The organism is Micromonospora sp. CPCC 205546, assembly GCF_036902715.1.
Classification (GTDB): Bacteria; Actinomycetota; Actinomycetes; order Mycobacteriales; family Micromonosporaceae; genus Micromonospora.
This window is the reverse complement of record NZ_JBAKHL010000111.1, coordinates 1-13,656: the sequence shown is the minus strand read 5'-3', so window position 1 is coordinate 13,656 and position 13,656 is coordinate 1. Positions and strand designations below refer to the sequence as shown.

Annotated in this window: 13 protein-coding genes, 1 tRNA gene and 1 pseudogene; 7 read left to right on the top strand and 8 right to left on the bottom strand. The window is 73.1% G+C overall.

The annotated features are described in order from the left end of the window. Positions 1-309: pseudogene (locus V6U77_RS28560) on the bottom strand (hypothetical protein); the annotation flags it as partial. Between the two features lie 121 nt (positions 310-430). On the opposite strand from V6U77_RS28560, the gene V6U77_RS28555 reads away from it, so the two are divergent. After that, positions 431-1,138: a glycosyltransferase family 2 protein gene (locus tag V6U77_RS28555; protein ID WP_334609855.1), complete on the top strand. Its 708-nt coding sequence runs from the start codon at positions 431-433 to the stop codon at positions 1,136-1,138. 69 nt (positions 1,139-1,207) lie between these two features. On the opposite strand, the gene V6U77_RS28550 is transcribed toward V6U77_RS28555, so the two are convergent. Next, positions 1,208-2,134 (bottom strand): transketolase family protein, encoded by a 927-nt coding sequence (locus V6U77_RS28550; protein WP_334609853.1) that lies wholly within the window; start codon positions 2,132-2,134, stop codon positions 1,208-1,210. A gap of 2 nt (positions 2,135-2,136) precedes the next feature. Beyond that, on the bottom strand, positions 2,137-2,904 hold the full coding sequence (locus V6U77_RS28545; RefSeq protein WP_334609852.1) for a transketolase: 768 nt from the start codon (positions 2,902-2,904) through the stop codon (positions 2,137-2,139). A 46-nt stretch (positions 2,905-2,950) separates the two neighbouring features. On the opposite strand from V6U77_RS28545, the gene soxR reads away from it, so the two are divergent. Next, the gene (gene soxR / locus V6U77_RS28540) at positions 2,951-3,415 is read left to right on the top strand and encodes a redox-sensitive transcriptional activator SoxR (protein ID WP_334609851.1); all 465 of its coding nucleotides are present in this window, start codon (positions 2,951-2,953) and stop codon (positions 3,413-3,415) included. Between the two features lie 54 nt (positions 3,416-3,469). Here soxR and V6U77_RS28535 read toward each other — a convergent pair whose 3' ends face one another. Then, positions 3,470-4,447 (bottom strand): NAD(P)H-quinone oxidoreductase, encoded by a 978-nt coding sequence (locus tag V6U77_RS28535; RefSeq protein WP_334609850.1) that lies wholly within the window; start codon positions 4,445-4,447, stop codon positions 3,470-3,472. A gap of 9 nt (positions 4,448-4,456) precedes the next feature. Then, the gene (locus V6U77_RS28530; protein ID WP_334609849.1) at positions 4,457-4,729 is read right to left on the bottom strand and encodes an AAA family ATPase; all 273 of its coding nucleotides are present in this window, start codon (positions 4,727-4,729) and stop codon (positions 4,457-4,459) included. Between the two features lie 96 nt (positions 4,730-4,825). Here V6U77_RS28530 and V6U77_RS28525 point away from each other — a divergent pair. Together V6U77_RS28525 and V6U77_RS28520 are read left to right on the top strand one after the other, a co-directional pair. Then, positions 4,826-4,912, top strand: a tRNA-Ser gene (locus V6U77_RS28525). Positions 4,913-5,253: 341 nt separating this feature from the next. Next, positions 5,254-5,787 (top strand): YbhB/YbcL family Raf kinase inhibitor-like protein, encoded by a 534-nt coding sequence (locus V6U77_RS28520; protein WP_334609848.1) that lies wholly within the window; start codon positions 5,254-5,256, stop codon positions 5,785-5,787. A gap of 19 nt (positions 5,788-5,806) precedes the next feature. Here V6U77_RS28520 and V6U77_RS28515 read toward each other — a convergent pair whose 3' ends face one another. After that, a complete protein-coding gene (locus V6U77_RS28515; protein ID WP_334609847.1) occupies positions 5,807-6,517 on the bottom strand; it encodes a class I SAM-dependent methyltransferase in 711 nt (236 codons plus the stop codon). A gap of 212 nt (positions 6,518-6,729) precedes the next feature. Between V6U77_RS28515 and V6U77_RS28510 the strand changes: the two genes are divergently transcribed. After that, the gene (locus tag V6U77_RS28510) at positions 6,730-8,550 is read left to right on the top strand and encodes a hypothetical protein (RefSeq protein ID WP_334609846.1); all 1,821 of its coding nucleotides are present in this window, start codon (positions 6,730-6,732) and stop codon (positions 8,548-8,550) included. Between the two features lie 3 nt (positions 8,551-8,553). Here V6U77_RS28510 and V6U77_RS28505 read toward each other — a convergent pair whose 3' ends face one another. Then, positions 8,554-9,336: an IucA/IucC family C-terminal-domain containing protein gene (locus V6U77_RS28505; RefSeq protein WP_334609845.1), complete on the bottom strand. Its 783-nt coding sequence runs from the start codon at positions 9,334-9,336 to the stop codon at positions 8,554-8,556. Between the two features lie 292 nt (positions 9,337-9,628). Between V6U77_RS28505 and V6U77_RS28500 the strand changes: the two genes are divergently transcribed. After that, on the top strand, positions 9,629-11,146 hold the full coding sequence (locus V6U77_RS28500; RefSeq protein ID WP_334609854.1) for a peptide deformylase: 1,518 nt from the start codon (positions 9,629-9,631) through the stop codon (positions 11,144-11,146). Between the two features lie 164 nt (positions 11,147-11,310). Here V6U77_RS28500 and V6U77_RS28495 read toward each other — a convergent pair whose 3' ends face one another. Then, a complete protein-coding gene (locus V6U77_RS28495) occupies positions 11,311-12,429 on the bottom strand; it encodes a globin domain-containing protein (protein WP_334609844.1) in 1,119 nt (372 codons plus the stop codon). A gap of 178 nt (positions 12,430-12,607) precedes the next feature. Between V6U77_RS28495 and V6U77_RS28490 the strand changes: the two genes are divergently transcribed. Then, entirely contained in the window at positions 12,608-13,378 is a 771-nt protein-coding gene (locus V6U77_RS28490) for a CPBP family intramembrane glutamic endopeptidase (RefSeq protein WP_334609842.1), read from the top strand. Positions 13,379-13,656: the final 278 nt, after the last annotated feature.

Sequence of the window (13,656 nt, the reverse complement as noted above, 5' to 3'; positions counted from 1 at the left end):
CTCGACGGCGCGGTGGGCGGCGGCCCGGATCCCGCGGCGCGCGGCGTCCCGGCGGCGTCGCCGGACGGCGGCGCCGGCCGCCGCGGCGAGGAACGACAGCCAGGCCACGGCGAACGCCGGCAGGGTGAGCAGCCGCAGCGCGCCCAGCACCTCCACCGTGAGCACCGCGAACACGCCGGTGGCCAGGGCGGCCCGGACGACCGCGAGGCGGAGCCCCGCCACGGCGGGCGCGACCGGCCGGAGCGCGACGGCGAGCAGCCCGATCGCGGCGACCGCCGCCAGGGCGAGTGGGTAGCCGACTGCCGACATGGCGGCAGTAAACACCATGAACCTGAGGCCGCCGCGCCCAATGTCCGCAGTGCTGAACACCGCGTCCCTGGCAGCCAGGCTAGGCTAGGGCCGACATATCGCCGCCACCGTGGAGATTCCCGTGAAGCTCTCGATCCTCGTGCCGGTCTACAACGAGGAAGAACGCATCGCGGATGCCCTCAAGCAGGCATTGGCGGTCGACTACCCGTGTGAGATCGAGCTGGTGGTGGTCGACGACGGAAGCCGGGACGGCACCGGCGAGATCCTCGGTCGGGCCGACGACGCGCGCCTGCGGGTCATCACCCACCAGCGCAACGCCGGCAAGGGCGCCGCGATCAAGACGGCGGTCGACAACGCCGAGGGTGACTACATGGTCATCCTCGACGCCGACCTGGAGTACGACCCGCAGGACATCCCCAAGCTGCTCGCCCCGGTGCTGGACGGGCGGGCCACGGTGGTCTACGGCAACCGCACCTTCGGCAGTCACAGCGCCTACAGCTTCTGGTACGTGATGGGCAACAAGGGCGTCACGATGGCCGCGAACGTGCTGTTCAACTCCTACATCGGCGACCTGGAGACCTGCTTCAAGCTGATGCCGGTCGCCCTCTACCGCTCGCTCGACATCCGCTCGCGCGGCTTCGGCATGGAGGCCGAGGTCACGGGCAAGCTGCTGCGCCAGCGGATCCGCCCCTACGAGGTGCCGATCAGCTACCGGGCGCGGGGCCGCGAGGAGGGCAAGAAGATCACCTGGAAGGACGGCGTCGAGGCGATCTGGATCCTCGGTCGCGAGCGCACCCGCCGCCGGCCCCTGCGCGCCCCGGCCCGCTGATCCCCCGCGTCGCCTACCGGGACGGCTCCTCGCCGCCCCGGTGCTCGGCGTGTCTGCGCCCGGCGTGACTCAGCGGCCGGCTGGCACCGGCGCCGGTGCCAGGAACCCGGCGGCTGTGTGGTCCAGGAACCCGGTGACCGAGCGGCGCAGCCCGCCGGCGTCCAGTCCGTGCCAGCGGGTGTGGTCCTCGGCCGAGCCGTAGCGGCGCAGGTCCCCGCGTCCGACCCCGAGCGCCAGCAGCCGGTGCGGCCGGTCGGCCAGGGCCGCCGACACGACCCGGGCCGACGTCCCGGCCAGGTAGGGCTCGACCAGGATCACCGCCTCGCCGGCCAGCGCCCGCAGCCCCGCCGTGTCCCACGGTCGCGGTCGGTGGGTGTAGGCCACGCTGACCCCCAGGTCTGCCACCGCCGCCAGCGCCGCGTCGAGCACCGGGCCCACCGCGACCAGCAGCGGCGCGCCCGGCCCCGCGTCCCGCACCATCCGCAGCGCGCCGTCGCCGCCGTACGCACGGGCGTTGTGCAGCGTGGACAGCCTCAGGTACGCCGAGCTGTCGGCGGCCACCGCGTCGCGCAGCAGCGCCGGCACCTCGTCGGGGTGACCGGGGACGTGCACGGTCCAGCCGTGCAGGGTGTCGATCAGCGAGACGTCGGCCGGGGACAGGTGGGTCCGCCCCGACTCCGCCCGGTCGTACGAGGCGCCGATGCTGACCAGCACCGCGCTCGCGCCCTGGTGGTCCAGGTCGAGCTTGAGCTGCTCGTACGCCCGCTCGACGAGGAACGGGGCGTAGCTGTGCACGATCGGCCGGAGCCCGGTCAGGGCGAGCCCGCCGGCCACGCCCACCATCAGTTGTTCCCGGATCCCGACGTTGAGCACCCGGTCCGGGTGCCGGTACGCGGCCGGGTCGAACGCGTCGGCGGAGATGTCCGCCAGCACCAGGGCCGTACGCGGATCCTCGGCCAGCAGCGCGGTGGTGGTCTCGACGAAACGGTTCCGCACGGTCACTCCCCCTGGTCGACGACCGCGACGACGACGTGCGGCCGGTGGTTGTCGTGCCCGGTCAGGGCGGTGTGCAGGGCGTCGTGGTCGTACCCGTCGACGGTGGTGGCGGTCCAGCCGTTGACGGTGAACCGGGCGGCGGCGCCGCCCGTCCAGCCGTGCGTGGCGGAGCCGTTGTCGACCACGATCGCGGTCAGGCTGCCCAGCCCGGTCGCCCCCGCGTACGCGATCGCCTCGTGGTTGGATCCCTCGTCCAGTTCCGCGTCGCCGAGCAGCACGTGGACCCGGGGCGTCAGCAGGCCCTGGGCGCGCAGCCCGAGCGCGGTGCCCACGCCGAGCCCGAGTCCGTGGCCCAGCGATCCGGAGCCGATCTCCACCCCGGGCACCAGCGTCCGGTCGGGGTGGTCACCGAGCCGGCTGTCGGGCCCGCCCTGGTCGTCGAGCCAGTCGGCGGGGACGAACCCCTTCGCGGCGAGTACGGCGTAGTAGCCGGCGACGGCGTGTCCCTTGGAGAGCAGGAACCGGTCCCGCCCGGGATCGTCGACGGTCTCCGGGGCGATCCGGAGCACCCGGTCGTAGAGCACCCAGAGCACGTCGACGGTGGAGCGGACGTTGGCGCCGAACTCCCGGCCCGCGCGGATCCGCTCGTACTGCGGTACGACGGGCGCCGGCAGCGGCGGGACGGTCGGGTGGCGGCGTGGCGTGGCGGTCGGCTCGCGGGGCGGCGCGGCGGTCGGGGCCGGACCCGCGCTGGCGGTGGTCGTGGTCATGCCGCTAGCCTGCAAGCTGAAGTCAACTTCAACTCAAGGCGATGTGATGCACGAGTCTCTGACCATCGGCCAGCTCTCCATCCGCAGCGGCGTGGCGCCCTCGGCGCTGCGCTACTACGAGCGGCTCGGGCTCATCCGGGCGGAGCGCACGGGCGGCAACCAGCGTCGCTACGCCCGCACCGAGCTGCGCCGGGTGGCGTTCGTCCGGATCTCCCAGCAGGTCGGCATCTCGCTGGAGGAGATCCGGGAGGCACTGGACTCCCTGCCGGCGTCGCGGGTCCCCACCGCGGAGGACTGGGCGCGGCTCTCCCTCACCTGGCGGGAGCGGCTGAACGAGAAGATCCGGCTCATGACGAAGCTCCGCGACGACCTCGACGGTTGCATCGGCTGCGGCTGCCTGTCCCTGCAACGCTGCACGCTCAACAACCCCGGGGACTCGCTCGCCGGCGAGGGCCCCGGCGCCCGCCTGGTGCTTCCCCGCGAGGTCGGGGACCCCACACCGGCGCCCTGACCCGCCCGCCCGTCGGCTGCCCGCCCGGCCGTTCCCGTCGGCGCGCACCGGGCGTCAGCCGGTGGTGAGCAGCACCTTGCCGACGTGGTCGTTCGACTCGACCAGCCGGTGCGCCCGCGCCGCCTCGGCCATCGGCATCCGCCGGTCCACGACGGGCCGGACCGCCCCCGACTCGACCAGCGGCCACACCTGCTCGCGGACGCCGCAGACGATCTCCGCCTTCTCGGCCAGCGGCCGGGACCGCAGCGCGGTGGCCGCGATCGTGCCCCGCTTGGCCAGCAGCGCCCCGAGATCCAGCTCGCCCTTGCGCCCGCCCTGCATGCCGATCACCACCAGCCGGCCGCCCGTGGCCAGCGCCGCCACGTTGCGGGGCAGGTAGGCGGCACCCATGATGTCGAGGATGACGTCGGCGCCCCGGCCGCCGGTGACCCGCCGGACCTCCTCGACGAAGTCCTGCTCCCGGTAGTCGATCGTGTGCGCCGCGCCCAGCTCGCGCAGCCGCTCGTGCTTGGCGGCCCGGGCGGTGACCGCCACGGTGGCGCCGAGCGCGACCGCGAGCTGGATCGCGAAGGTGCCGATCCCGCTGCCGCCGCCGTGCAGCAGCAGCGTCTCGCCCTTGGCGAGCCGGGCCACCCGCACCACGTTCGACCAGACCGTGCAGGCGACCTCGGGCAGCGCCGCCGCGTCGACCAGGTCGACGCCCGCCGGCACCGGCAGGAGCTGCCCGGCCGGCACCGCCACCCGCTCCGCGTAGCCGCCGCCGGCCAGCAGCGCGCAGACCTCCCGGCCCACCTCCCAGCCGGCCACGTCCGGGCCGACCGCGCTGATCACCCCGGAGCACTCCAGCCCGGGGTACGCGGGCGCGCCCGGCGGCGGCGGGTAGTGCCCCTGCCGTTGCAGCAGGTCGGCCCGGTTCACCGCGCTGGCCCGCACGTCGACGACCACCTCGCCCGGGCCCGGCTCGGGATCGGGCACCTCGCTCCAGAGAAGTGCGTCGGGTCCGCCGGGCTCCGGGATCGTCATCGCGCGCATGTCCCGTGTCTACCCCACCCGTCCGTCGGTCCACGCCCGGGCCAGGATTTCGTCCACCGTCCGCGCCGACGCGGCGAGGTCGTAGCGCAGCCGCAGTTGCCGCCACGCCTCCGCCGACGGCTCGGCGGTCATCTCCGCCCGACCGCTTACCACCATCCGTCGGAACACGTCGCCGCGCAGGTGCACCGCGCGGGGCAGCCGCCGGGCCAGCGCCTCGGCCACAGTGGACTTTCCGGCCGCCATGATCCCGCTGATCAGCACCACCGACGGGAGCTCCCACACGCCGTCGATCATGCCAGCGCGGGTGCGGTGCCCGCTCGCCCGGAGCGGGTCCGTGGCAGACTAGGCATGTCGCGCACCCCACGGGGGCGCGGCCCGGGAGGGTTCGCCTAGTGGCCGATGGCGCTGGTCTTGAAAACCGGTAAGGCAGCGATGTCTTCGTGGGTTCGAATCCCACACCCTCCGCTTCACGAACCGTGACTGGCCGCGCGGACCTCGACTTCCGTGGGTGTGTCCCCCCTCGTCGCGATACCACACAGGTATTTTCATGCCGCTCAGGTATCAGCGTTCGACGGCAGTGGAGCACTTCCGCCTGTTCGCTCGCCGCGCACGTACGCAGGTGTCGTCAACAGCGGAGGTAGGTGCCGCCGGGGAACGCGCCGACCTGTTCTTGCGGAGGTGTCGATGGCCACGGTGGAGGAGTGGGGCGCAGGCTTGCGCGGACGCCCGGCGCTTCCGGTTCGATCGGGGGCGCCGACGGGGTAAGAAGGGGCGGAGGACAACCGCTCACCGGAAGGACCGTCCCGATGACCCTGGAACGACCGATCGCCCCGGACCCGTACGATCTGCTGCCGACCGTTGCGTCGTTCACGCTGACCAGTGACGACGTGCAGAACGGCGAGCCGATGGACGCCGCGTACGCCCACGGCAGCGTCGGGGGCGACAACGTCTCGCCGCAGCTCACCTGGTCGGGTTTCCCGGCCGAGACCAAGGGTTTCGTGGTGACCTGCTTCGACCCCGACGCGCCGACGGGCAGCGGGTTCTGGCACTGGGTCCTGGTCAACCTGCCGGCCGACGTGACGCGGCTGCCGCGCGGTGCGGCCGGGGACGACCTCGGCGGCGCCTTCACGGTCCGCAACGACTACGGCGACCAGGGCTACGGCGGCGCGGCCCCGCCGGCCGGCGACCGGCCGCACCGCTACGTGTTCGCGGTGCACGCCCTGGACGTGGAGCGCCTCGACGTCACGCCCGACGCCACTCCCGCCTACGTCGGCTTCAACCTGGCCTTCCACACGCTGGCCCGCGCCGTGATCCGTCCAACCTACCAGGTCAAGGAGTAACCCGGACCCGGTCCCGCCCTCAGGAGGGGACGCGGGCCACCGCGAAGACCGACTGGCCGAACGGGGGCAGGACGCGCTGTTCCGCCGCCTTGGTGGCGGGGAGCACGAGGGTGTCGTAGACCTTGACCATCGGGCCCTCCTTCGGCATCAGCCGGAAGACCTTGGTCGCCATGAAGTAGCCGATCAGGCCGAGCGCGTTCGCGTAGTGGATCTTCTCCACCGTCAGGCCGGCGTCGGTCATCGCGGCGGCCAGGGTCTTCTTCGTGTAGCGGCGCACGTGGCCGGTCGCGATGTCCGCCGGGCTCATGGCGAACTGGAACGCCGGCACGATGATGATGACGTTGCCGCCCGGTCGGACCAGATCGCGCATGCTGCGCAGCGCGCCCACGTGGTCCTCGATGTGCTCCAGCACGTTGTACGACACGGCGGCGCTGTAGTCGCCACGGTCGGGGTGCGGCAGCAGCATCTGCCGGACCTCGATGTGGGGCTGGTCGGCCAGCCGCTCCTTCAGCAGGACGAGCCGGTCCGGGTCGGCCTCGGTGGCGGTGAAGCGCGGCAGGCGCTCGGCCCACTCCAGCGCGTAGTCGCCGAGCCCGCTGCCGATCTCGATCGGGTTGTCACCGAGGTATGGCAGGGCCAGCTCGACGAACCAGCGACGGTGGTTGACCGCTGTCGCGAGGCCCTCCAGGACCTCCGACTGCACGCGCTGATCCCCAGTGATTTCTGCCATGCGTCGATTCCTCACGATATGAACTCGACCCGCGCCTGGACCGAAAGAGTGAATCATCCGCACTGACGGCAGAAAAATCGGGGCACCCGAGGTGGCCGAAATGCGGTCGGGGGTGGGCACGTGATCGGCGGTCGGCGAACCCGGCACATGGTACGCCAGTACCCCGAAACATGTCACGGCGGCGCCATAGGCTGACTACTCTACGAATCGTCATGACTACTCCTGAATCGGGCCTCCCCGCCGACGGGTCGAGGTCCGAAGCGTCGGCGGGCGCGCCCGACCGGGGCGTACGGGCCCGGCGGGGGTGGTGGACGGACGCCGCCGCGGTGGCGAGTTTCGTCGCGCTGGGCTTCTGGGTGACCGCACGCCTCTGGCTGCGCCCGTCGCACGGCATCCGGGACAACCGCACGGACCAGTCGCAGTTCGAGTGGATGATGGCGCACGGCGCACGAGTGGTGACCGATTTTGTTGATCCATTCACCTCGGACCGGATGAACGTGCCGGAGACCGTCAATCTCATGGCGAATACGTCCGTATTATCCGTTTCTTTGCCAATGACGCCCGTCACGCTCCTGTTCGGTACCCGCGCGTCGTTCCTGCTCTTCCTCACGCTGGGCATGATCGCCACGGCCACGGCCTGGTACTTCCTGCTGTCCCGGGTGGTGGTCGGCAGCCGCGGGCCGGCCTGGCTCGGCGCGGCGTTCTGCGCGTACGCGCCGGCGATGGTCTCGCACGCCAACGCGCACCCCAACATCGTCTCGCAGTACGTGGTGCCCCTGATCGTCTGGCGCGCCCTGCGGCTCGCCGAGCCGGGGCGCTGGCTGCGCAACGGGCTGCTGCTCGCGGCGGTCGTCGTGTGGCAGGCCTTCCTCAACCTCGAGGTGCTGCTGATGACCGCCATCGGGCTGGGCGTGGTGGTCGGGGCGCTCGCCCTCGGCCGGCCCGAGCTGCGCCGGCGGGCCCGGCCGTTCCTCGCGGGCCTGGCGGTGGCCGCCGCCGCGGCGCTGGTGGTGCTCGCGTATCCGCTGTACGTGCAGTTCTTCGGCCCGGGGGCGTACCACGGGCTGTCCCGGCTGATCCGGGGCTACTCGACGGACCTCGCGTCGTTCGTGGCGTACTCGCGGGAGTCCCTGGCCGGCGACGCCCGCGGCGCGCAGGGGCTGGCGAAGAACCCGACCGAGGAGAACGCCTTCTTCGGCTGGCCGCTGGTGGTGCTCGTCGTCGCCCTGCTCTGGTGGCTGCGCCGCGACGTCGTGGTACGCGGCCTCGCCGTCCTCGCGCTCTTCTTCGGCCTGCTCTCCCTCGGGCGGGAGGTGCAGCTGGGCGGCAGGGGGACGGGCATACCCGGCCCGTGGGCGGCGCTGGAGAACCTGCCCGTCCTGCACTCGGTGGTGCCGACCCGCTGGGCGCTGGCGATCACCCCGATCGTCGGGGTGCTGCTCGCCTACGCGGCGGAGCAGGTGCGCGTGCTGGCCGCCCGGCACCCGCGGGCGCGCCCGCAGATCCGCTTCGCCACCGTCACCGTCCTGGCCATGGCCCTGCTGCCGATCCTGCCGACCCCGCTGCCCACTACCCGCCTGGACCCCGTGCCCGCCTTCGTCACGTCGGGGGACTGGCGGCCGTACGCGGACGGCGGGCGCAGCATCGTGACCCTGCCGCTGCCCGACACCCACTACGCCGATCCGCTGCGCTGGTCGGCGCGGACGGGGCTGGACATGCCCATCGCCCGCGGCTACTTCCTCGGCCCGGACACCCGCCCCGGCCGGGACCGGGTGGCCCTGTTCTCCGCCCCGCCCCGCCCGACCAGCGAGTTCTTCGCCGAGATCCGGCGTACCGGGGCGGTGCCGCCGATCACCCCGCAGGCGCGGGTCGACGCGGTCGGGGACCTGCGGTACTGGCGGGCGGGCGCGGTGGTCCTCGGGCCGCACCGGCAGGCCGACGCGCTGCGCCGGGGCATGACCGAGCTGACCGGCATCCGCCCCACGTACACCGGAGGGGTCTGGCTCTGGGACGTCCGCCCGCTCACCGACTGAGGGTCAGGGCTGGCGGACGCAGCAGCCCTGGCAGATCTTGGGCTTGGGGAGGGTGAACGCGAGGCAGCAGGTGCGCCGCTGCACGGTCGGCTCGCCGTTCGGGCCCGGCACCAGCTCCACCAGGTCGGCGAGGTCGAGCGCGCCGAGCAGCGTCTCGATCGTCTCGATCGACGAGCCGGGCAGACTGTCGGCGGCCCGCAGGACGCCGTGGGCGATGCCCGAGGCCACCGACCCGAGCAGGGTGCGCGCACCGATGCGGACCTCGGCCTGGATCGCGGCGACCATCGGGGCCAGGTGGGCGTCGAGCAGCGAGGCCCGGAGCGCGCGGAGCAGTTCCGCCTCGTCCGCGACGACGCGCACCTCGGGCAGCCCGGTGAGCGCCAGCGGGTCGCTCGGCAGCACCGCGACGGTGGTCGAGCGGCGCAGGCCCATGGTGAGCAGCGGCCGGTGGTCCTCGAAGTGGATCAGCACGTCGGCCGCGTCCAGCAGCGGCACCCGCCGGGCCGAGGCCCAGCCGAGCACCGCGGGCAGCGCCGCCCAGTAGCTGTAGGCCTTCCAGGCCAGCGCAGCGCACGCGTGCGGGGTGCCGCCCCAGCGGGAGCTGGCCGAACTCAGGAACTGCGGCAGGAGGGTGCCGTCGACCAGCGTGGTCGCCGGACGCCAGCCGTACTCGTCGTGCACCAGCAGGCCGGGCGCGAGACCGGGGACGTCGTCGGTGCCGAACATCGCGCGCATGGTGGCGGTCACCGGGGCCAGCGGCGCGGCGGCGACGTCTCGTTCCGGCATCACCGCTGTCACTGGACTCACCCACCCGTCGTCGCCGTCGGCGGGCCGTGAGCCCGTCCCTGAGCTAAGGCTAGCCTAACCACACCTCGCGAGATAAGGGAAGCCTCGCCTGCGTCGGATCCGGAGGGATCCGTCACTCCGGGTCGCGTGCGTACTACCCGGTCATCGGGCGGGAAACGCCGCGCCAGTATCGACAGACATCGCTATCTGTCAAGATTCGTGTCGGCAAGGTGCCAGTTCCGTGTGCGTGTCGCCACGGAACGTGAAACTGATACTCCCGGCCACGAGGAAGCTGATGACCTCACCGCTCGATCGGGCTGCCGACTCCTTCGCCGCGGAGATCGCCCGGCACCGCACGGGGCGGGGGCTGTCCAAGAAGCAGCTCGCCACCCTGATGGGCTTCGACCCGTCGTACGTCAGCCACGTCGAGGGGCGGCGGCACCGTCCCACCGAGGACTTCGCGCGCCGCGCCGAGGCCGTGCTGGAGGCCAGCGGCGCGATCTGGCAGCGCTTCACGGAGTACGACGAACTGCGCAACGCCCGGGCCGAGCGGGCGCACCGGGACCCACCCGTACCCGGGCAGTGGATGCCGCCCGGCACCGGCCTGATCGTCGAGCGGGAACTCGCCACCCTCACCCACCTCGGCGACGCCTACCGCTGCGTCATCCGGCGCGAGCTCTACAACGCCGGCACCGAGCCGGTCACCCGCTACCTGGTGCGGATCGCCGTCGACCGCTACCCCAACGACCCGGGGCGCTCCAACCTGCACCACCGGGAGCACCCGCTGACCTTCGCCGAACTGCGGCTGCGGGCCTACCGGGAGGACGGGGACGAGCGGGAGGCGATGCACTGGCGGGCCAAGCACGACCGCGACGCCTTCAAGGAGCTGTGGCTGCTCTTCGAGAACGCGGACCGGCGCTTCCCGCTCTATCCCGGAGACCGGGCCACCATCGAGTACGCGTACTGCGTCGGGCACGACAAGTGGGGACCCTGGTTCCAGCGGGCGGTCCGGCTGCCCACCCGGCAGATGGCCGTACGCCTGGACCTGCCGGCGGCCGTCGACCCGCAGGTGTGGGGCGCGGAGACCTCGCTCTCGGCGGAGGAGGGCCCGCTGCGCACGCCCGTGACCAGGCGCGAGGACGCCGACCGGGTCATCTACGACTGGGCGACCGAGGAGCCGCCGCTCAACGCGCGGTACCGGTTGCAGTGGCGGTTCCGCGGCCGGCCGGACGCCGAGCCCGAGGAGGCCGGGCGGGTCCGGCCCAGCGACCGGATGCGCGGCATCGGCATCGTGCAGCGCGGCGCCGACCTGCTCCGCCAGCCGGCGCGCCCGTTCGACCTGCCCCGCGAGGAGCAGGAGGCCCGGGACGTGGCCGACCGCCTCGCGGCGACCCTGGTCCGGCTCGACGAGCTGCACCCGTTCCGCAAGGGGGTGGGCATCGCCGCCCCGCAGCTCGGCCTCGGCCGGGCGGCGGCGGTGGTCCGGCCCCCCGACCGGTCGGCCGACCCCGTCGTGCTGCTCAACCCCCGCGTCGTCGACGCCTCCCCCGACAGCGACGAGCAGTACGAGGGATGCCTCTCCTTCTTCGACCACCGTGGCCTGGTGCCCCGGCCACTCCGGCTCGACGTCGAGCACGCCCAGTACGACGGCAGCCGGGTCATCACCTCGTTCGAGTTCGGCATGGCCCGGCTCGTCGCCCACGAGATCGACCACCTGGAGGGGCGGCTCTACGTCGACCGGATGGCGCCGGGGGTGCCGCTCGTGCCGGTCGAGGAGTACCGCGAGACCGGCCGGCCCTGGCGCTACTGACCTGCCCGCACGCGTACCGGCGGCACGACCACGTCCGCGCGGGTGGGAAGGACGGCCGGGCGGACGTGGTCGTGCGGGGCGGTGCCGGTCCGCCCGTACGGGGGACCGGGGCGCGTGCCCCAGGGGGCGGGGGCACGCGCCCCGGTTCGGGGGGAGGAACGCTTCTAGAGGTTGCCGAACGTGTCGTAGCGGGTGTTCTCCGGCGGGACACCGTCGCCGGCGAGGACCCGGAGGGTGGCGCGGACCATGCGGGCGGAACCGGAGACGTAACAGTCGTGCGCCGTCCACGGGCCGTACCGGCTGACCACCTCGGAGACGTCACCCCGCTCGCCGTCGAAGTCGGGATCCTCGCTGCACGCCGGAGTGACCGACAGCCACGGGTGCGCGGCCACCAGCTCCTGGAGCCCGGCCAGGCCGTACAGGTCCGCCGCCGCACGGGCACCGTAGAAGACGTGCACCCAGCGGGTCCGGTTGTAGCTGGCCAGCTCCTCCACGAGCGCCTTGATCGGAGCCAGCCCGACGCCGCCCGCCACGCAGAGGATGTCCCGCTCCGAGGCGCGGTCCAGGGTCATCGAGCCCATCGGCGCCGCCACCCGCAGCAGGTCGCCGGGCTTCACCCGGCGGACCAGCGCGCCGGACACCCAGCCGGCGCCAGCGGGCGTACGGACGTGGAACTCCAGCACGTTGTCGCCGTTCGGGGCGTTCGCCACCGAGTAGGTGCGCCACACCCGGGGGAGGTGGCGGGGCACCTCCAGGCTCACGTACTGCCCCGCCCGCCACGACAGCGGATGCTGCAACGCCCGGCAGGTCAGCACCGCCGTGTCCCTGCCGTACCGCTCGTGGGTCAGCACCTCCGCGTGCCAGAACGGCGGGTTGTCGTCGGCCGCCGCGCCGGCCAGCATCTTCTCCGTGATGGCCGCGTACGCGTCCCGCCACGCCTGGTCGTACTCCAGGTTCCAGCCGTCGCCGGCGATGCTGCGCAGCGCGTCCAGCAGCGCGACACCCATGGTCTCGTAGTGCGTCGCCTCGACGTGGTACTTGCGGTGGTCCCGGCCCAGCGAGCGCAGGTACTCGTCGAAGCTCTCCGGGTCGCCGACCGTCTGGGCGGCGGTGACGATCGCCTCCAGGATCCGGTCGCCCTGCCCGGTCATCTCCACCGGGAAGAGCTTGCGCAGCTCGGGGTCGAGGAGGAAGAGCCGGGCGTAGAAGTGACCGCTCAGCCGCTCCCGGTGCTCCTCGACCAGGGTCCAGCTCTCCTTCAGCAGCCTTGCGAAGTCGTCCACGGGGCGCGCTCCTTCTCCTGGCGGCGGATCGGGCACCCATAGAATGTCCACGGAGCGTGCCGACCGGTCGCACAGAATGTGCGATCGGCTCGTGAGGCTCGTTCGGGCGGTGCCGCCGCGCGGTGACGTCGGTGCGGCCGTCGGTCCCACCCCGAGGAACGTCGGGCAGAGTGGTGCGGTGACCGTTGAGCTGCAACGCCCGGCGACCCGCCGGATGCTCGGCACCGAGACGCTGCTCGTGCTCGGCCTCTCGCTCGGCCAGTCCGCCGTCTACGCGACGGTGTCGATCATCGCGAAGCTGACCGCCGACGGGCCGCTGTCGAAGCAGACCGCCGCGCTCAACACCTCGGCGTCACCCCGGCCGTGGCTGGACCTGACGTACCAGCTGCTCGGGATCGTCTTCGCGCTGCTGCCGGTGCTGCTCGCCGTACACCTGCTGGCGCGGGACCCCGGCGACCCGGCGCGGACGCTCGGCCTGGACGCCCGGCGGCCCGGTCAGGACCTGGCCCGCGGCGCCGGCCTGGCCGCGCTGATCGGCCTGCCCGGCCTGGCGCTGTTCTGGGTGGCGGCCCAGCTCGGCGTCAACGCCACGCTGGTGCCGGCCGCGCTGCCCGAACTCTGGTGGACGGTACCGGTGCTGATCCTCGCCGCCGTGCAGAACTCGGTGCTGGAGGAGGTGATCGTCGTCGGCTACCTGGTCACCCGGCTGCGCCAGCTCCACTGGCGGATCGGCGCGATCGTCGCGACCAGCGCCCTGCTGCGCGGCTCCTACCACCTCTACCAGGGCTTCGGCGCCTTCCTCGGCAACGTGGTGATGGGCGTCGTGTTCAGCCTCTTCTACCTGCGCACCCGCCGGGTCATGCCGCTGGTCGTCGCGCACACACTGCTCGACGTGGTCGCCTTCGTCGGCTACGCCCTGCTGCCCAGGGAGTGGTTCGACTGGCTCTGACGCCCGTTCCCGCTCCGGTCCAGCTTGTAGATCTTGGTAGGAAAGGGCCCCTCCGGGGGCCGTTTCCTACCAAGATCTCCGGCGATCCGCGTCTTTCCGGGCCAGACGGGTGGGCGGCGGTGGTCAGCGGGTGCGGGCCGGCCGGTAGGCGGTGATCGCGCGGGCCGCGAGCCGCTCGGCCGCCGCGGCGTCGCCGGCCGCCGCCGCCAGCACCGCCGCGCCCGGCAGCAGCCGGGACGCCAGCCGCAGCGCCAGCCAGCCGCCACGCGGCCTCCGCC

Excerpts from the sequence above, each read along its gene's own strand:
- V6U77_RS28545 (WP_334609852.1), bottom strand. The coding sequence starts at position 2,904 with ATGACCACGACCACCGCCAGCGCGGGTCCGGCCCCGACCGCCGCGCCG.
- soxR (WP_334609851.1), top strand. The coding sequence starts at position 2,951 with ATGCACGAGTCTCTGACCATCGGCCAGCTCTCCATCCGCAGCGGCGTG.
- V6U77_RS28535 (WP_334609850.1), bottom strand. The coding sequence starts at position 4,447 with ATGCGCGCGATGACGATCCCGGAGCCCGGCGGACCCGACGCACTTCTC.
- V6U77_RS28520 (WP_334609848.1), top strand. The coding sequence starts at position 5,254 with ATGACCCTGGAACGACCGATCGCCCCGGACCCGTACGATCTGCTGCCG.
- V6U77_RS28515 (WP_334609847.1), bottom strand. The coding sequence starts at position 6,517 with ATGGCAGAAATCACTGGGGATCAGCGCGTGCAGTCGGAGGTCCTGGAG.
- V6U77_RS28510 (WP_334609846.1), top strand. The coding sequence starts at position 6,730 with ATGACTACTCCTGAATCGGGCCTCCCCGCCGACGGGTCGAGGTCCGAA.
- V6U77_RS28505 (WP_334609845.1), bottom strand. The coding sequence starts at position 9,336 with ATGCCGGAACGAGACGTCGCCGCCGCGCCGCTGGCCCCGGTGACCGCC.